Below are 18,593 nucleotides of genomic sequence, written 5' to 3'. Positions count from 1 at the left end.
TCGCGCCAAGCAGGACGGCTGACGCGCGGCTTTACTTGACCGGAAACTTCAGCTTGGGCGCGGCCTCCCTGACCATGGCCCAGAAGGCGTGCGCAGCTGGCGACAGCTTGCGTTCATTGAGGCAGGCCAAGCCGATCCTGCGCTTGGAGGCGGGACTGATCTTGCGGTAGACCAGCCCGTCGTAAGCCTGCGGCAGCACCAGCGACGCCAGCACGGAGATGCCCTGCCCGCGCCTGACGAACTCCAGGATGGACATGATCTGCGAGAGGTCGTGCGCGATGTGCGGCTTGGCGCCGGCTCGCTCGAACATGCGCGTAATGACAGGCTGCGAACCGGCGCGCGTCATGATCAGCGGATAGTCGATCAGGTCCTTCACCGCGATGGTCTTGCGCTCGGCCAGCGGGTGGCCAGCCGGAAGCACCACCATCAGCTCATCGGTAACGAGCGGCAGCGTGTCGAAATCCGGCTTGGGCAAGGCCACCACGCCGATCTCGATGCGGCGTTCGACCAGCGCGCGCTCCAATTCCGGGTCCGGCTTCTCGGTAACGAACACGTCGACGCCCGGATAGCGGGCTTTGAACATCTCAAGCAGTTGCGGCAGGATGTTCAAGGAGGAGCTCGCCCCCAGCGAACCCAGATTCAACAGGCCCGAGCGCAGGCCCGCGCTGGCGTTCGCCGTCGCGCGCACGATCTGCAGGGACGCGAACACGTCCCTGACATGCGGCAGAATCTGCTGTCCCGCATAGGTGAGATGCACCCCCGATGCATTGCGGTCGAGCAAGGGCGCTCCCAGCGTGGCCTCCAGCGTGCGCAGGGCGTGGCTGGTGGCCGAGGGCGTCATCCCCAGCCGGGCGCCGGCGCCCGCGATGCTGTCGGCGGAGGCCAGCGCCAGCAGCAGTTCCAATTGCCTGAGGGAGAGGGATTTTGCGGCCTGATCCGGCATGGTCATGTTTCCTCAGGTGCTAACCGGCCAGCGCCTGCGCCAGCCCCAATGCCCGCGCCAGGAACGCCGACGTGTCGTCCTTGCGATAGCTGACGATCACGGGCGACACAAAAGTATCGGCGTCTATCGCCACATGCGCCACGTCCTGCCGCTGCAAGCGCTGCACCGACGCCGGTACCACCGTCACGCCCAGCCCCGCCGCCACCAGGCCAATGGCGGTCTGCAGTTCGTTGGCTTCCTGCACCACCTGCGGCGCGTGCCCCGCCGCGCGGAACAGGCCCAGCACATGGTCGGAGAAATTCGGCCTTGGCCGCGCCGGATACAGCACGAAGGGTTCGCGCGCCAGGCGTTCGACGGATACCCGCCGCAGCCGCGCAATGGGATGGCCCAGCGGCACCGCAGCCATCAGCGCTTCAGTCATGAGCACCCGCCGCTCGATGGCGGGATCGTCGAACAGGATGCGGCCGATGCCCAGATCGATGCGGCCGGCCTTGAGCGCCTCCAGCTGCGGCAAGGTGGTCATTTCCGTGAGCCCCACTTCGACCAGCGGGTCCGCGTTGCGCAGTTGCCGGATCAGCTCCGGCACGAAACCGTAAAGAGAGGACGGCACGAAGCCTATGCCGAACCAGCGCCGCTGGGTCTGCCCCAGCCGCCGCGTGCCTTCCAGCACTTCTTCCAGGCGCGCAGTCAGCAGGCGCGATTGTTCCAGCAGGAAGCGGCCCGCTTCCGTCAGGCGCAGCGCGCGCGTGGTGCGCTCGAACAGCTGCACGCCGAGTTCTTCCTCGAACAGACGGATCTGGCGGCTGAGCGGGGGCTGGGCCATGTGCAGCCGCGCGGCCGCGCGGGTGAAGCTGCCCTCCTCTGCCACGGCCTGGAAATAACGCAGTTGCCTCAATTGCATCGCGTGGTCTTACACATACCATAAAGGTATTAATCGGAACCCATATAGTCTTGGACTCGCAGGGAAAACGCAAGCCATACTGAGCTATCGCACGAACCTGATCATGGAAAGTATGAATCGCGGGAACATCTTCCCGTGATCTGCGGACCGCCGGCGCGCAGCGACACAATAATTCCAGCAATACGGAGACCATCATGCGCTTGCGCTCTGCATTCCAACGACTCGCCCGGGCCTGTGTGGGCCTGGCGCTGCTGGGGGGCTCGTCCGCCGCCCTGGCGCAAACCTACCCGGATCACCCGGTCAAATGGATCGTGCCCTTCCCGCCCGGCGGCGCGATGGACAGCATCGCGCGCACCCTGGGCGAATCCATGGGCAAGCAGCTCAACACCACCTTCATCGTGGAAAACCGCGCAGGCGCGGGCGGCAACATCGGCGCGGCCAGCGTGGCCCGCGCCAAGCCGGACGGCTACACCATCCTGATCGTCGCCAACGGCATGGCCGTCAACCCGGCGCTGTACACGGACCTGAACTACGACCCGGTCAAGGACTTCGCCCCGATCTCGCTGCTGGCCGTGGTGCCCAACGTGCTGGTCACCAATCCCGCACGCACCGGCGCCACCAACGTGCAGGACGTGATCGCCAAGGCCAAGGCGCAACCCAACCATTACACATACGCCTCGGCCGGCGTGGGCACGTCCATCCATCTGGCGGGCGAGCTGTTCCTGTCCATGGCCCAGGTGGACATGCTGCACGTGCCCTACAAGGGCAGCGGCCCTGCCGTCGCCGACCTGCTGGGCGGACAGGTGGATTACATGTTCGACAGCATCACCTCCGCCAAGCCGCACATCGAAGCCGGCAAGCTGCGCGCGCTGGCGGTAACGACCAGCAAGCGTTCGGCCGCCCTGCCCGACGTGCCTACCGTGGCCGAAAGCGGCCTGCCCGGCTATGAACTGATGCCCTGGTTCGCGGCCTTCGCCCCCGCCGGCGCGCCGCCCGACGTGGTCGCGAAACTGAACGCCGCCATGCGTGCCGCATTGAACGACGCCAAGGTGCGCGCCACGCTGGACTCCATCGGCGCCGAGCCCATTGGCGGCACGCCGGACGAACTGCGCGACCACCTGGCGCGCGAGACCGCGCAGTGGAAGACGCTGGTGAAGGAACGCAATATCAAGATCAATTGAGGGCGGCGCGGCGGCTCATGCCTTCCGGGCTGCGGCAGGCATGGCCTCCCACGGATACCCATCGAACGTATCCTTCACCAGTTCCCGCAGCCAGATGATCGCCGGATCCTGGTGAAAGCGCGGATGCCAATGCTGGCGCAGCGCGAAGGACGGCAGCGGCAGCGGCGGCTCCAGCACCTTGACCACGCCGTAGCCGCCGAACACATTGCCCAACTCCTGCGGCACCGTGGCGATGAGATCCGGGTGCTGGTCCAGCAATAGCGGCACCACCAGGAAGTGCGGCGTGGACAGGAAAATGTTGCGCTTGACGCCCTGCTCCTCCAGTGCGCTGTCATAGGCTTCAGACGAGCGTCCGGCCAAGGTCACCACGATCTGCGGCATGCGCTGGAATTGTTCCAGGGTCAGCTCGTCGCCCACCTCCTGGTTCTTCACGCTCACCAGCGTCACGAAGCGGTGCATGAAGAGCTGCTGCTGAAACAGGCCCTGGGGCGCAGCCCGCAGCGATCCCAGCACCAGATCCACCTCGCCGGACGCCAGCAGCGGCTCGACCTGCTGCAGCGGCACCTGGCGCGTGCGCAGGGTGCAATGCGGCGCCAGTTCGCGCAAGCGCTTGATCAGCGGCGGCAGGAACACCAGTTCGCCCATGTCCGTCATGCACAGGGTGAACACGCGCATCGCCGAGGCCGGATCGAACTGCGCTTGCGACAGCACCTGGCCGCGTATGGTCGCCATCAGCGCCAGGATGGTGGGCGCCAGGCTCTCGGACTTGGGCGTGGGCTGCATGCCCTGGCCGGTCTTCACGAACAGCGGATCGTCGAAGAACGCGCGCAAGCGGTTCACGGCGTGGCTCATGGCGCTTTGCGACAGGCCGAGCTGCTCGCCGGCGCGGGTCACGCTGCGCTCGCGCAGCAGGCTGTCGAAGACGGCGAGCAGGTTGAGGTCCAGTTTCTCGTTATGCATAGCGTGCATTTCCAGAATCATGCTCATGACATTGACGCATATTCCGCCGCTATCTATCGTCTTGTCAAACGCCGCGCAGACCGGCGTTTCCACAAGGAGACAACATCTTGAAGCCCCTTCTACACCCCGTGCGCGCGGTGCTGGTTTCGTGCGCCCTGCTGTCCTGTAACGCCGCTTCGGCCGATGTCGGCGTCGGCGTCATCCTGTCGCTCACCGGCCCGGCCGCATCGCTGGGTGGCCCGGCCAAGAACGCGATAGACCTGCTGCCGCGCGAGATCGCGGGCGAGGCGGTGCGCTACATCGTGCTGGACGATGCCTCGGACGCCACCGGCGCCGCCCGCGCCTTCCGCAGGCTGGTCGACGAGCATAACGTGGACGTGGTGCTGGGTACGTCCGTCACCCCCGCCACCCTGACCCTGCTGCCTATCGCCCAGGAGAAGAAAGTGCCGCTGATGAGCCTGGCGGCCGGGGCCAAGCTGGTCGAGCCGATGGACGCGCAGCGCCACTGGGTGTTCAAGGTGGTGCAGAACGAAAACCTGATGGTCGCCAGCACCGTCGCGCACATGCAGGCCGCCGGCGTGAAGACGCTGGGCTACATCGGCTTTGCGGACGCCTACGGCGACAGCTGGTTGGCCGAAGTTTCCGCGCAGGCGCAGCGCGCCGGCATCAAGCTGGTTGCCACCGAGCGCTACGTGAAAACGGACACCAGCGTCACGGCGCAGACCCTGAAGCTGCTGGCCGCCAGGCCGGACGCGGTCATCGTGGCGGCGTCCGGCACGCCCGGGGCGCTGCCGCAGAAGTCCCTGCGCGAGCGCGGCTATGCCGGCCGCATCTACCAGACCTACGGCATCGCCAACCGCGAGTTCCTGCGCATCGCCGGCAAGGACGCCGAGGGCGCCTTGTTCGCCGTGGGCCCGGTCGTGGTCGCCAGCCAGCTGGACCAGGCCAACCCGATACGCGCGGTCGCCATGGACCTGACGCAGCGCTACGAAGCCGCCCACGGCAAGGATTCCATGTCGGTGTTCGCGGCCAACGCCTGGGATGCCGGGATCGTGCTGCAACAGGCGCTGAAGACCACCTTGCCCAAGGCCAGGCCGGGCACGCCGGAATTCAGGGCGGGCCTGCGCGACGCGCTGGAAGCCACCCGCGACGCCGTGACTTCGCAAGGCGTGTCCACCATGTCGCCCTCCGACCACGTGGGCTATGACGAACGCGCCGCTGTCATGGTGCAGATCAAGGACGGCGCCTGGCGCTACGTCAAGTAAACCAAGGAGCTCATCCATGTTCATCAAAAACACCTGGTACGTCGCCGCCTGGGACCAGGAAGTCAGCGCCGACGGCCTGTTCTCTCGTACCATCACCGGCGTGCCCGTGCTGATGTACCGCGACGGCGCCGGCCGGCTGGTGGCGCTGGAAGACCGCTGCTGCCATCGCGGCGCGCCCTTGTCAGTGGGACGGCGCGAAGGCGACTGCGTGCGCTGCATGTACCACGGCCTGAAGTTCGATCCCAGCGGCGCCTGTGTCGAGGCCCCGGCGCAGGCGCGCATTCCGCCTCAGGCCCGGGTGCGGACCTTTCCCGTGGTGGAGCGGCACCGCTGGATCTGGATCTGGATGGGCGATCCGGAACGCGCGGATCCGGCCCTCATCCCCGACACCCAATGGCTGGATCATCCCGATTGGCGCAGCCTGGACGGCTATATCCACTATGACGTCAACTATCTGCTGATCGCAGACAACCTGCTGGACTTCTCCCACCTGCCCTTCGTACACCCGACCACGCTGGGCGGCAGCGAGGACTATGCCTCGGTCTCGCCCAAGGTCGACCGGCTGCCCGACGGCGTGCGCATCACGCGCTGGACGCTCAATACCGAAGCGCCGGCCTTTGCCAAGAAAGTCCGCGAATGGCCAGGCCTGGTGGACCGCTGGAACATCTACAACTTCACCCTGCCCGGCATTCTGCTGATGGACTCGGGCATGGCCCCGGCCGGAGACGGCGCACAAGAAGGAAACCGCGCCGGCGCGATCGAATTCCGCGGCTGCCAGGCCCTGACGCCCGAAACCGAAACCTCGACGCACTACTTCTTCGCGCATCCGCACAACTTCTCGATCGACCGGCCCGAGGTCACTGCCTCCATCCACCAGAGTGTGGTGGATGCCTTCGACGAAGACCGCGACATCATCACCGCGCAGCAGCGCTCGCTGTCCCTGGCGCCCGACTTCAAGATGGTGCCGCTGTCCATCGACGCCGCGCTGTCCCAGTTCCGCTGGGTGGTGGCGCGCCGCATCGAAGAAGAGCAGCAGGCAGCCGGCGCGTCCGGCGTGCGCCCTGCGCAGGCGGTGGCCTGAAATGCGCCGGCTAGTCATCAGCCGCATCGTGCGCGAGGCGCGCGGCGTGCTCGGCCTGACGCTGCGCAGTCCTGACGGCGCCATGCTGCCGGCCTTCGAGGCCGGCGCGCATGTGGATGTGGCGTTGGGCAATGGCCTGGTCAGGCAGTATTCCCTTTGCGGCGACCCGGCGGAACTGGGCGTGTACCGGCTGGGCATCGGCCTGGCGGCCGCGACGCGCGGCGGTTCGCGCTACATCCATGAACAGCTGCGCGAGGGCGACCTGGTGGATATCGGCGAGCCCAGGCAATTGTTCGGGCTGCATGCGCAGGCCGCCGGCCATGTCTTCATCGCGGGCGGCATAGGCATCACGCCCATCCTCAGCATGATCCATGCAAGCGTCAGGCGCGGCGAGCCCTGGCGGCTGCTGTACTGCGTGCGCGACCGCGACGCGGCAGCCTACCTGTCTGAACTGGCCTTGCACGGCGAACGAGTGACGCTGCATGTCGACAGCGAACAAGGCGGCGCGCGCTGCGACCTCGACGCCTATCTGGGCGCGCTGGGGGAACCAGGCTTGCATGTCTATTGCTGCGGCCCCGGGCCGTTGATGGATGCCGTGGCCACGGCCTGCGAACGCGGCGGAATCGCCGCGGCGCGCGTGCATTTCGAGCGCTTTTCCGCCAGCGCGCCTGCTGCGGCCGAGCCCGGTTCAAGCTTTGCCGTGCGGCTCGCGCGCAGCGGCGGCTGCCACGAAGTGCCCGCGGACAAGTCGGTGCTGGATGTGCTGGAAGCGGCCGGCGTCGCCTGGCCGTACTCTTGCCGGGAAGGCCTGTGCCGCAGCTGCGAAGCCGGCGTGCTGTCCGGCAAGGTCGACCACCGCGACTACGTGCTCAGCGACGAGGAACGCGCCGCCAACCGCAGCATGATGGTCTGCGTGTCGCGCGGCTGCGGCACGCTGGAGCTGGACGTCTAGGCAGGTTCCTGCAGCGCCGACGCATCCAGCAGATGGTCGACGATGGCGAGTATCTGCTCGGCGGCTTCGCCGATGTGCCGCTCCAGCGCGGCCTCGGCGTCTTCGGCCCGCCCCTGCCGGGCGAGCGCGATCAGTTCGCTGTGCTCGTCGTGGGCTTGCTGGCGGATCGGCGCGTTGACGATCTGGAAGCGGAAATAGCGTTCGGATTTTTCATGCAGCGCGCGCACCATGGCCAGCGCGGCGGGACGTTGCGCCGAGCGGTACAGCAGTTCATGCAGCTGCCAGTTCAGGCGGCCCCATTGCTCAGGCTCGGCCGTGTCCATCTGCGCCACCACCTGGCTCGCCAGATCCAGATCCTGCGTCTGATGCTGCTGCACGGCCAGGCGCAACAGCCACGGCTCCAGCCGCAGGCGGATGTCGAAGAACTCCTGCACCTCGGCGCGCGACAGCATGGAAACGTAGGCGCCGCGATGCGGGATCATGTCGATCAGTCCTTCGGCGCTGAGCTGGCGGATGGCCTCGCGCACAGGCAGGCGGCTCACCCCCAGTTCCTCGGCGAACAGTTCCTGGCGCAGCGCGGAACCGGGGGGAATCGCGCCGGACAGGATGCGGTCGCGCAGTTCGTCGACCACCAGTTCGACGGCGGTCTTGCGCACGAGGCGGCCGGGGCTGGCGGTCTGGGAACGGGACGGATTGGAAGCGGAAAGCGGCGAATTCTGGGACATGAAACCTGCCTGGTTGCACCGTGCGGCGGGGGCGGCACGGCAGGACTGGGCGGAAAACAGGGCCGCCATGCCCAGGAAAACCCCGAGAGACAGCCGCTACCCGCAGCCCTTTTAATGTGAGTATATTGGATCCATGATCCAGTTCAAGCCGGCGCCCCCAAGGGCGACGGACCGAGGCCCGAGCCTCGTTTTTTTAAGCCCCATATTTTTGGATCCAATATCCAATCACCACTATCCAACCGGATTGCACCGGATGGATCACGCATCAGGAGCCGCAGCATGAGCATTCAATGGCAAGGCGTATTTCCCGCCGCCACCACCAAGCTGAAACCCGATTTTTCGCTGGATCTGGAGGCCATCCGCCAGGGACTGGAACGGCTGATCGAGAACGGCGTGGGCGGCGTCGTGATGATGGGCATGGTGGGCGAAAACGCCCAGCTCTCGCCCGAAGAAAAACTGCAGGTGCTGCGCACCGCCGTCGACACCGTGCGCGGCCGTGTGCCGGTGATTTCCGGCGTGGCGGAAACCGGCACCGCCCGCGCCGCGGCCTTCGCGCGGGAAGCCGAGCGCATCGGCGTGAATGGCCTGATGGTGTTCCCCGGCCTGACCTACAAGTCCGACGGCCGCGAGACCGTGGCCTTCTATCGCGAGGTGGCGCGCGCCAGCGCCCTGCCCATCCTGCTCTACAACAATCCGCGCGGCTACGGCGTGGACCTGACCCCGGACCTGGTGGCCGAATTGCTGGAAGAGCCGACCATCGTCGCCATCAAGGAAGAGTCCTACGACACCACCCGCGTGACCGACCTGATCACGCGCTTCGGCGACCGTCTTGCCGTGGTCTGCGGCGTGGATGACCTGATCCTGGAAAGCGCCGCGCTGGGCGTGACGGCCTGGGTGTCGGGTATGGCCAACGCCGTGCCCCGCGCCTCGGTCGACCTGCTGAAACTGGCCGTCGAGGGCGATTTCGTGCGGGCCCGCAAGCTTTACGCCGCGTTGACGCCGCTGTTCCACCTGGACACGGTGGTCAAGCTGGTGCAGCACATCAAGCTGGCCGAGCACCTGATCACCGGCAGCGCCGAAACCGTCAAGCCGCCGCGCCTGGACCTGGCCGGGGCCGAACGCGAACGCACCATCGCCATCACCAAACAGACGCTCGCGGATCTTTCCGCCCTGGGCTACTGATACCGGAGCCGCCACCATGCGCCCATACCGCCTGTCCGCGCTGGCCTTCAGCGCCCTGTCCGCAGTTTCCGTCCTGTCCGCCGCGCACGCCGCGGACTACCCCGCCCGCTCGATGGAACTGGTGGTCGCCTACCAGCCCGGCGGCGGCAGCGACAACACCGCGCGCGCCATCGCCGAGGCGGTGCGCCCGCCCATGCTGGCGCAGCCCACGGTGGTGATCAACAAGCCGGGCGCCAGCGGCTCCATCGGCTGGGCCTACGTGGCCAACGCGCAGCCCGACGGCTACCGGCTGGTGCTGATGACGCCTGAAATGCTGGTGGTGCCCCTGATGGGCATAGGCAAGACCACGGTCGGCGACTTCCAGCCCATCGCCCGCTTCACCGACGATCCCTCGTCGGTCACGGTACGCGCCGATGCGCCCTGGAAGACGGTGGAGGAATTCCTGGCGGACGCCAAGAAGAATCCCGAACGCGTCGCCGTGTCCAACGCCGGAATCGGCACGGTGCCGCACATGGCGGCGGCGGCGCTGGGCGAACAGGCTGGCGTGAAGTTCGTGCACGTGCCCTACCAGGGCTCGGCCCCGGCCATCATGGGTCTCCTGGCGGGCGACGTGCAGGCCACCACGGTTGCCTACGCCGAACTGCAGCAGCACGTGGAAACCGGCAAGCTGCGCACCCTGGCGGTCATGGCGCCCAAGCGCCTGGACAACCTGCCCTCCGTCCCGACCATGAAGGAAAAAGGCGCGGACCTGCAATTCAGCGTCTGGCGCGGCATCGGCCTGCCCAAGGCCACGCCCGCGGACGCGGTTGAAAAATGGCGCACCGCGGCCCGCCAAGTCGCGCAATCGCAGGACTTCCAGACGCTGATGCGCAAGCAGAACCTGACGCCCTCCTATGCCGACCAGCCGCAATTCACGGCCGACGTGGCGCGCCAGGAAGAGGCGTTCAAGGCGTTGGTGCCGAAGCTGAACTTGAAGCCCTGATGGTGACATCCTGAGCGGCGGCGGGGACGGCGCCGATATGCCGTCCCCCCTTTGCCCGATCCGCTTACTCGACCGTCGCGCCCGACTTCTTCACCACTTCCGCCCAGCGCGGGATCTCCGTCGCCATCAGGTCGCGCAGCTGTTCAGGCGTGCTGCCGACCAGTTCCATGCCCATGGTCTTGCCCAGCTTCTCCTGCACGTCCGGCTCTTTCAGGATCACCGCGATTTCCTGCGACAGCTTGTCGAGAATGGGCTTGGGCGTGCCCTTGGGCGCGTACACCGCCTGCCAGGACGCCATCTGGAAGCCCGGCACGCCGGCCTCCTGCATGGTCGGCACCTCCGGCGCCAAGGCGATGCGGTCCTTGGTGGTCACGGCCAGGAGCTTGAGCTTGCCGGTCTGCAGCAGGGGCAACGCCGCCGTCATCTGGTCGAACATGAAGGTCACCGCGCCCGAGGACACGTCGACCATGGCGGGCGGCGTGCCCTTGTACGGCACGTGCGTGAGCGGCACCCCTATCATGCTGGAGAACAGTTCACCCGCCAGGTGCGTGGAGGTGCCGGCGCCCGAGGACGCGAAGGTGCGCTTGGAAGGATCGCGTTTCAAGAGCGCGATCAGGTCGGCCACGGAATTAACGCCCAGGTTCGGATCCACCAGCAATACGTTGGGCAGGTAGGCGATCAGCGAAACCGGCTCGAAATCCTTGACCGGGTCGTACTTCAGGTTTTTGTACAGGCTGGCATTGATGGCGTGCGTACTGATGGTGCCGCCGAACAGGGTGTAGCCATCCGGCGGCGCCTTGGCCACATAGGTCGCGCCGATGCCGCCCGCGGCGCCGGGCTTGTTCTCGACGATGACGTTCTGATGCAGGCGGTCGCCCAGCTTCTGGGCCAGCACCCGGCCCACCACGTCGGTCGAACCGCCCACGGTGAACGGCACCACATAGGAAATCGGCTTCTGCGCGGGCCAGTCGGCGGCCTGCGCGGGCGCCGCCAACGTGCCCAGCATGGCGGCGGCCAGCAGCGCGGCCAGCGCGCCGCGTCGTTGCGTGTTCATGGTTGTCTCCTGCCTCTTGTTTGACTTATGGGGTTGCCGGCTGAGCCGGCGGCAAGGCTCAGCGGCCCTGTTGCTTGCGCCATGCGGCGAACTTGTCCTTGGTGCCGGGATCCGTGGGCGGATACAACCCCAGGATGGATGCGCCCAGCTGCACCTCGCTGGTCACGAAGTCCTCGAAGGCCGTCATCTCCACGGCCTCGATGGCGATCTCGTCGGCCAGGTGGGCGGGGATCACCACCGCGCCCTCGCGGTCGCCCACGACGATGTCGCCCGGCCACACCGCCACGTCGCCGCAGCCGATGGGTGCGTTGATATCCAAGGCCTGGTGCAGGGTCAGGTTGGTGGGCGCCGAAGGCCGCTGGTGATAGGCGGCAAAGCCCAGTTCGGCAATCTCGGGCGAATCGCGAAAGCCGCCGTCCGTCACCACGCCAGCCACGCCGCGCTTCATCAGCCGCGTCACCAGGATGGAACCGGCGGAAGCCGCGCGCGCGTCCTTGCGGCTGTCCATGACCAGCACCGCGCCTTCAGGGCAGGTCTCGACTGCAACGCGCTGCGGATGGGCGCGGTCTTCGAACACCTTGATGGTGTTCAGGTCCTCGCGCGCGGGGATGTAGCGCAGGGTGAACGCCGGGCCGACCATATTGGGCAGCGTGGCGTTCAGTGGACGCACGTCCTGGATGAACTGGTTGCGCAGGCCGCGCTTGAACAAGGCCGTGCACAGGGTGGCGGTGCTGACGCCGGCCAGGCGGGCGCGGGTTTCGGGATTCATTTGGGACACGATGGCTCCGTATTCTGAAGACGGTGGGATGGGCGCGGATGACGCTTTAAAAGATCTCGGGTTCGGGCACGGGCGCGCCGAAAGCGGTTTCCAGGAAATCGAAATCGCAGCCGTCGTTGGCTTGCAGGATGTGCTTCGAGTACATCCAGCCGTAGCCGCGCTCGTAGCGCCGGGGCGGCGGCGTCCAGGCGGCGCGGCGCGCGGCCAGTTCTTCGTCGCTGACGTTCAGGTGGATGCTGCGCGCGGGCACGTCGACGGTGATCAGGTCGCCCGTCTTCACCAGGGCCAGCGGGCCCCCGATATAGCTTTCCGGCGCCACGTGCAGGATGCAGGCGCCGTAGCTGGTGCCGCTCATGCGGGCGTCGGACAGGCGCAGCATGTCGCGCACGCCCTGCTTCACCAGCTTGGTCGGAATGGGCAGCATGCCCCACTCCGGCATGCCGGGACCGCCCTGGGGTCCGGCATTGCGCAGGATCATGATGTGGTCGGCCGTGACGTCCAGGTTCTCGTCGTCCACCGCGGCCTTCATGCTGGGGTAGTCGTCGAACACCAGGGCCGGCCCGGTGTGGCGCAGGTACTGCGGCGCGCAGGCGCTGGGCTTGATGACGCAGCCGTCCGGCGCGATATTGCCGCGCAGCACGGCCAGCGCGCCTTCGTCGTAGATGGCCTGGTCCAGCGGGCGGATCACGTCGTCGTTGTAGACCTCGGCGCCGGCGATGTTCTCGCCCAGGGTCTTGCCGGTGACTGTCATGGCGGACGGATCCAGATGGTCCTGCAGCCGCGACATCAGCGCCGGCAGCCCGCCCGCGTAGAAGAAGTCTTCCATCAGATAGGTGTCACCGCTGGGCCGGATGTTGGCGATCACCGGGACCTTGCGGCTGGCGGCGTCGAAGTCGTCCAGGCCCACGGCGCAGCCGGCGCGGCGCGACATGGCGACCAGGTGCACGATGGCATTGGTGGAGCAGCCCATGGCCATCGCCACGTTGATGGCGTTCTTGAAGGAGGCCAGGCTCAGGATGCGCTGCGGCGTCAGGTCCTCCCAGACCATCTCCACCACGCGCCGGCCGCATTCGGCGGACATGCGCATATGGTTGACGTCCGCCGCCGGGATCGAGGAGGCGCCCGGAAGCGTCATGCCTATGGCTTCGGCGATGGCGGTCATGGTGCTGGCCGTGCCCATGGTCATGCAGGTGCCGTAGCTGCGGGCGATGCCACCCTCGACCTCGGTCCATTGCTCCTGCGTGATCTTGCCGGCGCGGCGCTCGTCCCAGAGCTTCCAGGCATCCGACCCGGACCCGAGGATCTTGCCCTTCCAGTTGCCGCGCAGCATGGGGCCGGCGGGCACGTAGACGCAAGGCAGCCCGGCGCTGACCGCGCCCATGATGAGACCCGGCGTGGTCTTGTCGCAGCCGCCCATGAGCACCGCGCCGTCGACCGGATGGCTGCGCAGCAGCTCTTCGGTCTCCATGGCCAGGAAGTTGCGGTACAGCATGGTGGTCGGCTTGACGAAGGATTCCGATACCGAAATCGCGGGCAGCTCCACCGGAAACCCGCCCGCCTGGAACACGCCGCGCTTGACGTCCTCGACGCGCTGCTTGAAGTGGCTGTGGCAGGGATTAAGGTCCGACCAGGTGTTGATGATGGCGATGACCGGGCGGCCCGCCCAGTCGTCGGGGCCATAGCCCATCTGCATCATGCGGGAGCGGTGGCCGAAGGAACGCAGGTCGTCCCGGGCCATCCAGGCGGCGCTGCGCAGGCTTTCGTAGGAGCGTTTCATAGGGGTGAGGCGGTCTTTCGCAATGTTGACCGGGCCATTTAAACACTAATACATTAGTGCGTCAGCTAGGTAAAAACCCGCTAAACTCCGTTACTCTTCAGGCCCAACTCCGCACGCGACCCGATGCAAAGCACCAAGCTCAGACTGGACCGTTCGCGCCACGCCGCGCCTCAGGTCTTCGAACATCTACGCGAACAGATCGTGTCCCTGGAACTGGCTCCGGGCACGCCCCTGTCGCGCATCACGCTGGCGGAAACCTACGGCCTGAGCCAGACCCCGATCCGCGACGCGCTGATGCGGCTGGCCGAGGAAGCGCTGGTCGAGATCTATCCGCAGCACACCACGGTGGTCAGCCGCATCGATGTGGACGCCGCCCGCGAGGCGCATTTCCTGCGCCGCTCGCTGGAGCTCGAGATCGTGCAGATGCTGGCGCAGCGCCCGGATCCGCAGCTCTTCCAGCGCCTGCAGGCCAGCATCGACCTGCAGCGCGCCAGCCACGCCAGCAGCCAGTACCAGCGCTTCATCGACGCCGACCAGGCCTTCCACCGCGACATGCACGAAGCCGCCGGCGTGACCCGGCTGTGGGAACTGGCGCAACGCTACAGCGGCCACCTGGACCGCTTGCGCCGCCTGCACCTGCCCGAGGCCGGCAAGGCCGAGCGCATCCTGGACGACCACCAGCGCCTGCTGGACGCCATCGTCGCGCAGAACCCGCAGCGCGCCCAGCAGGTGCTGCGGGAACACCTTTCGGGCACCCTCAGCCAAGTAGCCGAGATCTGCAGGCGCTATCCGGAATATGTGTTGACGGCTTAGGCCCCGCCGCCCCTCGGACGTATTCGCTCCGCGCGCACGCGCCCTGCCCGGTATGATCAGGTACACGCCATGGCCACAAGCCTGGCGCCGGCGCGCCGCGCCACCACCGGAAAACACCAATGACCGCAAGGCACGCATTCCTGATCGCCCTGGCCGTGACCGCCTGGGTCCACCCCGCGCAGGCCGCGCCGCCCGGCGACATGCCGTCCGCCGCAGCAGCCTGGCTGCCGTTGGACCCCCAAGCCATGCCTGGCGTGTTCTACGACAGCGCGTCGATCAAGGTGGTATCGGAGCGCCCGGCCGTGATGGCCGTGAACGTAGCCTGGTTCTACGCCCAGCCCAAGATTTCCGCCGCCAACGGGCAACCCTACCGCTCCGTGATCCAGCCGGTCACCATGAACTGCACCGCCGGCACCTATACCGTCAGCCAGGTCGTGCACCATGCGGGCGAGAACGCCACCGGCCCCATCGTCGAGTCCCTGCCTCCGCCCGGCATCCGCAATGCGCCAATCGCGCAAGACCCCGTGCAGCGCAAGCTGCGCGAGATTGTCTGCCCGGTCAATGGCAAAGGCATACGGCGATAAGACCCGGCCGTCGCGGCCTCGCCGCGCCGCTATCCACCCGCTTCGGCCGCCAGCCGCGCCTGGCGCTTGGCCAGCTCCGTCTTCAATTGCACCAGGCTGGGCGTGACGATGGGCAGGAATGCCGCTTCCCGCCAGCGCCGCGCAAAGCCTGCGCCAGCCGGCCGCAGATAGGCCGCGCCGCCGCTGGCCTGCAGTTCCAGCTGCACCGCCTGCTGGGCCGCTTCGGCCAAGGCGATGCGGAGCTCGAACAGCCGCCAGGGCTGCGAGACGAAGCTCCCGCTGCGCACCCCATCGATCAAACCCGCCGTCAGCGCGTGCAACTGCGTCTCCAGCGCTTGCAGCGGCTGGCCCAGGATGCCGCGCGAGGCCAGGCCCTGCCCTGCCTGTTGCGCGGCGCGCAAAGCGCCCCGCGCCAGGCCGATGGACAGGCCGCATTGCATGCCCGCAAAGGCCGGCCTGGCCTGGGGCAGATACTCGCGCGCATCAGGATGGATGATCCATTCGGGACCCATGCGCACGCCGCGCAGGTCCAGCGCCGCGGTGTGGGTCGATTGCAGCGCCAACAAAGGCAGGTCCGGGCTGCGGGCAAGTCCCGCGATGCCATGCGGCAGCGCGACCACCGCCGGCGTTCCATCGGGCGCGGCAACAGCGGCGGCCACCAGGAAGCCCTGGGGCCGCAGATTGGTGACCCAGGGCATCCGGCCGTCCAGCACCCACGCGCCGTCCGCCTCGCGCGCGGCGATCTGCAGCGACTCGATGCCGCTCAGGAACTTCATGGCGTTCGACAGCGCGGTCGCACCGGCCTGCTCACCCTTCAGCAGCGGCGCCAGCCAGGCTTCCGCAAGAGCCTTGTTGGGGCTGCGCAGCAGATACTCGATGAAGACTCGCTGGCTCCAGGCCACGAAGGCCCCGGCAACGGAAAGCTCCGCCAATTGCGCGATCATTTCGATCGCGTCGCCGATATCCGTGTCTGGCAAGCCGCCCTGCGCCACGGGCACGCCATGGCGCAACACGTCGGCGGCAGCCAGTTGCGGCAACACTACCGCCGCATCCATGCTGCCGTCGTCCAGCGCATCGGCATGCTGTCGCAGCCAGGCTTGCAGATCCGCGGGCAGCGCGGCGTGGACGGTCGGACGGGCCATGGAGGTCTCCTGCGGGTCGGCATCGGACGCGCGGGCACTGGCGGCCCGGCGCAATCCCGCATGATGCCCGCAAACTGCGATGCCCGGGCGACCGTATCAGCCGCCCATCCTGGCCGTGCCGGCTCAGGCCAGGCCCAGCAGCAGATCCGCCAGCAAGGCCGGATGCGTGATGTGGGCTTCGTGCGGCGCGGCGATGTCGACCCAGTTCCAGCCCGCTTGGGACTGCACCAGCTTGCGCGATTCATCCAGCACGGCCAGCTCGGGCTGGGTGCAATGGATGTAGGTGCGGGCCACGCCATTGCCGATGGGGTGCTTCAGGTTCAGTGGCGTGGTGTAGCTGGCCAGCGGATGGGCGGTCAGGCGGCGCTTGACCCAATCATGGTCCGCGCTGCCCGGCGTGAATCCCCAGGCCGCCGGCAGCGGATCGGGAATCGGCACGGCCAGTCCATCGGTGGCCTTCGAGGCTGCGGCGATGCGCGCGTCGGCATCCGCCTTCGGATACACCGAGAATGCATTCTGGCCGCTTTGCAGCACGATGGCGTCGAAGTACACCAGATGCGCCAGCCGCTGCGGAATCCGGTCGGCCACGCCCGTGATCGGGATGCCGCCGAAGCTATGGCCCACCAGGATCACGTCCTTCAGTTCCTGGGTATCGATGACCTGGACCAGGTCCTCGACAAAGGTGTCGATGGTGATGTTCTTGCTCAGCAGATGGGCGCGGTCGCCCATGCCGGTGTAGCTGGGCGCGTACACGCGGTGGCCGGCCGCCAGCAGGCGGTCCGCCACCGGACGCCAGCACCAGCCGCCATGCCATGAGCCGTGGGCCAGGACATAGTTGCGGGCCTTTGCGGCCGGGGCAGCCGGGGCTGCCGCCCCGGCCGCTCCCGCGGCTGCCAGCGCGGGCAAGCCCGCGGCCAGCTTCAACAAGGTTCTGCGGGGAAGCATCGTCATGGCTTACACCTGCGCCAGCGCCTGATCCAGATCCGCCAGCAGGTCGTCGATATGCTCGATGCCGATCGACAGGCGCACGGTTTCCTCGCGCACGCCGGCTTTCTGCAGCTCTTCGGGATTGAGCTGGCGGTGCGTGGTGGATGCGGGGTGCGTGGCCAGCGACTTGGAGTCGCCGATATTGACCAGGCGGGTGAACAGCTGCAGTGCGTCCTGGAAGCGCGCGCCGGCCTCGCGGCCGCCCTTCACGCCGAAGGTGAAGAGCCCGGGCGCCTTGCCGCCCAGGTACTTCTGCGCCAGCGCGTGGTCGGGATGGTCCGGCAGGCCGGCGTAGTTGACCCACTCGACCTTCGGATGTTCGCGCAGGTACTTGGCGATCTTGACGGTGTTCTCGACGATGCGGTCCACGCGCAGCGCCAGGGTCTCGATGCCTTGCAGGATCTGGAACGAGTTGAAGGGCGAGATCGCCGCGCCGGTGTTGCGCAGCGGCACCACGCGGGCGCGGCCGATGTAGGCGGCCGGACCAAAGGCTTCGGTGTAGACCACGCCGTGGTAGCTGACGTCCGGCGTATTCAGGCGCTTGAAGCGCTCTTTGTGCTCGGCCCACGGGAACTTGCCCGAGTCGATGATGGCGCCGCCCAGGCTGGTGCCGTGGCCGCCCAGGTACTTGGTCAGCGACTGCACCACGATGTCGGCGCCGTGCTCGATGGGACGCAGCAGGTACGGCGACGGCACGGTGTTGTCGACGATCAGCGGCAGGCCGTGGCGGTGCGCCAGGTCGGCCAAGGCGGCGATGTCGGTGATGTTGCCCAGCGGATTGCCCACGGATTCCGCGAAGATGGCCTTGGTGCGGTCGTCGATCTGGGCCTCGAAGGCGGCCAGGTCGGAAGGATTCGCGAAACGCGTGGTGATGCCGTATTGCGGCAACGTGTGCGCGAACAAGTTGTAGGTGCCGCCGTACAGCGTGCTGGACGACACGATGTTGTCGCCCGCCTCGGCAATGGTCAGGATGGCGTAGGTCACCGCGGCCTGGCCCGAGGCCAGCGCCAGCGCGGCGATGCCGCCCTCCAGGGCCGCCACGCGCTGCTCCAGCACGTCGGTGGTCGGGTTCATGATGCGGGTGTAGATATTGCCCGGCACCTTGAGGTCGAACAGGTCGGCGCCGTGCTGCGTGTCGTCGAACGCGTAGGCCACGGTCTGGTAGATGGGCACGGCCACGGCGCGCGTGGTCGGATCGGGGCGGTAGCCGCCATGCACGGCCACGGTTTCAAGCCGCCACTGAGGCTTCTTCGCTTCGGTCATCAGTATCTCCTGAAGTGTTGCTT

At 67.4% G+C, this 18,593-nt stretch carries 18 protein-coding genes; 8 read left to right on the top strand and 10 right to left on the bottom strand.

The features are described 5' to 3' along the window. Positions 1–31 precede the first annotated feature (31 nt). A complete protein-coding gene (locus HV766_RS07375) occupies positions 32–943 on the bottom strand; it encodes a LysR family transcriptional regulator (protein WP_175160773.1) in 912 nt (303 codons plus the stop codon). A gap of 19 nt (positions 944–962) precedes the next feature. Next, positions 963–1,844 (bottom strand): LysR family transcriptional regulator, encoded by an 882-nt coding sequence (locus HV766_RS07370; RefSeq protein ID WP_175180870.1) that lies wholly within the window; start codon positions 1,842–1,844, stop codon positions 963–965. A 194-nt stretch (positions 1,845–2,038) separates the two neighbouring features. Between HV766_RS07370 and HV766_RS07365 the strand changes: the two genes are divergently transcribed. Continuing rightward, positions 2,039–3,025 carry a Bug family tripartite tricarboxylate transporter substrate binding protein gene (locus tag HV766_RS07365; protein WP_175180869.1) on the top strand — a complete coding sequence of 329 codons (987 nt, stop codon included), beginning with the start codon at positions 2,039–2,041 and terminating at the stop codon, positions 3,023–3,025. Positions 3,026–3,040: 15 nt separating this feature from the next. On the opposite strand, the gene HV766_RS07360 is transcribed toward HV766_RS07365, so the two are convergent. After that, positions 3,041–3,985, bottom strand: coding sequence for a LysR family transcriptional regulator (locus tag HV766_RS07360; RefSeq protein ID WP_225591355.1), 945 nt, complete (start codon positions 3,983–3,985; stop codon positions 3,041–3,043). Between the two features lie 107 nt (positions 3,986–4,092). Here HV766_RS07360 and HV766_RS07355 point away from each other — a divergent pair, with 107 nt between their 5' ends. From HV766_RS07355 to HV766_RS07345, 3 genes are read left to right on the top strand one after another with little or no spacing between them, the layout of a single operon-like run. Next, positions 4,093–5,250, top strand: coding sequence for an ABC transporter substrate-binding protein (locus tag HV766_RS07355; protein WP_225590243.1), 1,158 nt, complete (start codon positions 4,093–4,095; stop codon positions 5,248–5,250). 16 nt (positions 5,251–5,266) lie between these two features. Next, entirely contained in the window at positions 5,267–6,331 is a 1,065-nt protein-coding gene (locus HV766_RS07350; RefSeq protein WP_125470383.1) for an aromatic ring-hydroxylating dioxygenase subunit alpha, read from the top strand. A gap of 1 nt (position 6,332) precedes the next feature. Continuing rightward, positions 6,333–7,283, top strand: a complete 951-nt coding sequence (locus HV766_RS07345; RefSeq protein WP_175180867.1) for a PDR/VanB family oxidoreductase — start codon at positions 6,333–6,335, stop codon at positions 7,281–7,283. Here the strand turns inward: HV766_RS07345 and HV766_RS07340 are convergent. Next, positions 7,280–8,008 (bottom strand): GntR family transcriptional regulator, encoded by a 729-nt coding sequence (locus HV766_RS07340; RefSeq protein ID WP_225596773.1) that lies wholly within the window; start codon positions 8,006–8,008, stop codon positions 7,280–7,282. The genes HV766_RS07345 and HV766_RS07340 overlap by 4 nt on opposite strands. 279 nt (positions 8,009–8,287) lie before the next feature. Between HV766_RS07340 and HV766_RS07335 the strand changes: the two genes are divergently transcribed. Together HV766_RS07335 and HV766_RS07330 are read left to right on the top strand one after the other, a co-directional pair. Next, positions 8,288–9,190 carry a dihydrodipicolinate synthase family protein gene (locus HV766_RS07335; RefSeq protein ID WP_175180866.1) on the top strand — a complete coding sequence of 301 codons (903 nt, stop codon included), beginning with the start codon at positions 8,288–8,290 and terminating at the stop codon, positions 9,188–9,190. A 16-nt stretch (positions 9,191–9,206) separates the two neighbouring features. Beyond that, the gene (locus HV766_RS07330) at positions 9,207–10,172 is read left to right on the top strand and encodes a Bug family tripartite tricarboxylate transporter substrate binding protein (RefSeq protein ID WP_175180865.1); all 966 of its coding nucleotides are present in this window, start codon (positions 9,207–9,209) and stop codon (positions 10,170–10,172) included. Positions 10,173–10,236: 64 nt separating this feature from the next. Here the strand turns inward: HV766_RS07330 and HV766_RS07325 are convergent, their stop codons facing one another. The 3 genes from HV766_RS07325 to araD are packed head-to-tail and all read right to left on the bottom strand — an operon-like array spanning position 10,237 to position 13,781. Further along, positions 10,237–11,226: a Bug family tripartite tricarboxylate transporter substrate binding protein gene (locus HV766_RS07325; protein ID WP_054454691.1), complete on the bottom strand. Its 990-nt coding sequence runs from the start codon at positions 11,224–11,226 to the stop codon at positions 10,237–10,239. A gap of 58 nt (positions 11,227–11,284) precedes the next feature. Continuing rightward, the gene (locus tag HV766_RS07320) at positions 11,285–11,995 is read right to left on the bottom strand and encodes a ribonuclease activity regulator RraA (RefSeq protein WP_175181063.1); all 711 of its coding nucleotides are present in this window, start codon (positions 11,993–11,995) and stop codon (positions 11,285–11,287) included. Between the two features lie 55 nt (positions 11,996–12,050). Then, positions 12,051–13,781, bottom strand: coding sequence for an L-arabinonate dehydratase (araD, locus tag HV766_RS07315; RefSeq protein ID WP_175160679.1), 1,731 nt, complete (start codon positions 13,779–13,781; stop codon positions 12,051–12,053). Between the two features lie 123 nt (positions 13,782–13,904). On the opposite strand from araD, the gene HV766_RS07310 reads away from it, so the two are divergent. Next, positions 13,905–14,594 (top strand): GntR family transcriptional regulator, encoded by a 690-nt coding sequence (locus HV766_RS07310; protein ID WP_054454703.1) that lies wholly within the window; start codon positions 13,905–13,907, stop codon positions 14,592–14,594. A 119-nt stretch (positions 14,595–14,713) separates the two neighbouring features. Beyond that, the gene (locus HV766_RS07305; RefSeq protein ID WP_054454705.1) at positions 14,714–15,178 is read left to right on the top strand and encodes a surface-adhesin E family protein; all 465 of its coding nucleotides are present in this window, start codon (positions 14,714–14,716) and stop codon (positions 15,176–15,178) included. A 29-nt stretch (positions 15,179–15,207) separates the two neighbouring features. On the opposite strand, the gene HV766_RS07300 is transcribed toward HV766_RS07305, so the two are convergent. The 3 genes from HV766_RS07300 to HV766_RS07290 form a co-directional block, all read right to left on the bottom strand. Continuing rightward, positions 15,208–16,320 (bottom strand): acyl-CoA dehydrogenase family protein, encoded by a 1,113-nt coding sequence (locus HV766_RS07300; protein WP_175180864.1) that lies wholly within the window; start codon positions 16,318–16,320, stop codon positions 15,208–15,210. Between the two features lie 123 nt (positions 16,321–16,443). Then, positions 16,444–17,271, bottom strand: a complete 828-nt coding sequence (locus HV766_RS07295; RefSeq protein ID WP_254593285.1) for an alpha/beta fold hydrolase — start codon at positions 17,269–17,271, stop codon at positions 16,444–16,446. Between the two features lie 3 nt (positions 17,272–17,274). Next, a complete protein-coding gene (locus tag HV766_RS07290; RefSeq protein WP_119451164.1) occupies positions 17,275–18,570 on the bottom strand; it encodes an O-acetylhomoserine aminocarboxypropyltransferase/cysteine synthase family protein in 1,296 nt (431 codons plus the stop codon). Between the last annotated feature and the right edge of the window lie 23 nt (positions 18,571–18,593).

The organism is Achromobacter aegrifaciens, assembly GCF_902859735.1.
Classification (GTDB): domain Bacteria; phylum Pseudomonadota; class Gammaproteobacteria; order Burkholderiales; family Burkholderiaceae_B; genus Achromobacter; species Achromobacter aegrifaciens.
This window is presented reverse-complemented; position numbering and strand designations above follow the sequence as displayed.

What these genes read in the sequence shown, in the direction of transcription:
- HV766_RS07375 (WP_175160773.1), bottom strand. Translation starts at nt 943, where the DNA reads ATGCCGGATCAGGCCGCAAAATCCCTCTCCCTCAGGCAATTGGAACTG.
- HV766_RS07370 (WP_175180870.1), bottom strand. Translation starts at nt 1,844, where the DNA reads ATGCAATTGAGGCAACTGCGTTATTTCCAGGCCGTGGCAGAGGAGGGC.
- HV766_RS07365 (WP_175180869.1), top strand. Translation starts at nt 2,039, where the DNA reads ATGCGCTTGCGCTCTGCATTCCAACGACTCGCCCGGGCCTGTGTGGGC.
- HV766_RS07360 (WP_225591355.1), bottom strand. Translation starts at nt 3,985, where the DNA reads ATGCATAACGAGAAACTGGACCTCAACCTGCTCGCCGTCTTCGACAGC.
- HV766_RS07350 (WP_125470383.1), top strand. Translation starts at nt 5,267, where the DNA reads ATGTTCATCAAAAACACCTGGTACGTCGCCGCCTGGGACCAGGAAGTC.
- HV766_RS07345 (WP_175180867.1), top strand. Translation starts at nt 6,333, where the DNA reads ATGCGCCGGCTAGTCATCAGCCGCATCGTGCGCGAGGCGCGCGGCGTG.
- HV766_RS07340 (WP_225596773.1), bottom strand. Translation starts at nt 8,008, where the DNA reads ATGTCCCAGAATTCGCCGCTTTCCGCTTCCAATCCGTCCCGTTCCCAG.
- HV766_RS07335 (WP_175180866.1), top strand. Translation starts at nt 8,288, where the DNA reads ATGAGCATTCAATGGCAAGGCGTATTTCCCGCCGCCACCACCAAGCTG.
- HV766_RS07330 (WP_175180865.1), top strand. Translation starts at nt 9,207, where the DNA reads ATGCGCCCATACCGCCTGTCCGCGCTGGCCTTCAGCGCCCTGTCCGCA.
- HV766_RS07325 (WP_054454691.1), bottom strand. Translation starts at nt 11,226, where the DNA reads ATGAACACGCAACGACGCGGCGCGCTGGCCGCGCTGCTGGCCGCCGCC.
- HV766_RS07320 (WP_175181063.1), bottom strand. Translation starts at nt 11,995, where the DNA reads ATGAATCCCGAAACCCGCGCCCGCCTGGCCGGCGTCAGCACCGCCACC.
- araD (WP_175160679.1), bottom strand. Translation starts at nt 13,781, where the DNA reads ATGAAACGCTCCTACGAAAGCCTGCGCAGCGCCGCCTGGATGGCCCGG.
- HV766_RS07310 (WP_054454703.1), top strand. Translation starts at nt 13,905, where the DNA reads ATGCAAAGCACCAAGCTCAGACTGGACCGTTCGCGCCACGCCGCGCCT.
- HV766_RS07305 (WP_054454705.1), top strand. Translation starts at nt 14,714, where the DNA reads ATGACCGCAAGGCACGCATTCCTGATCGCCCTGGCCGTGACCGCCTGG.
- HV766_RS07300 (WP_175180864.1), bottom strand. Translation starts at nt 16,320, where the DNA reads ATGGCCCGTCCGACCGTCCACGCCGCGCTGCCCGCGGATCTGCAAGCC.
- HV766_RS07295 (WP_254593285.1), bottom strand. Translation starts at nt 17,271, where the DNA reads ATGACGATGCTTCCCCGCAGAACCTTGTTGAAGCTGGCCGCGGGCTTG.
- HV766_RS07290 (WP_119451164.1), bottom strand. Translation starts at nt 18,570, where the DNA reads ATGACCGAAGCGAAGAAGCCTCAGTGGCGGCTTGAAACCGTGGCCGTG.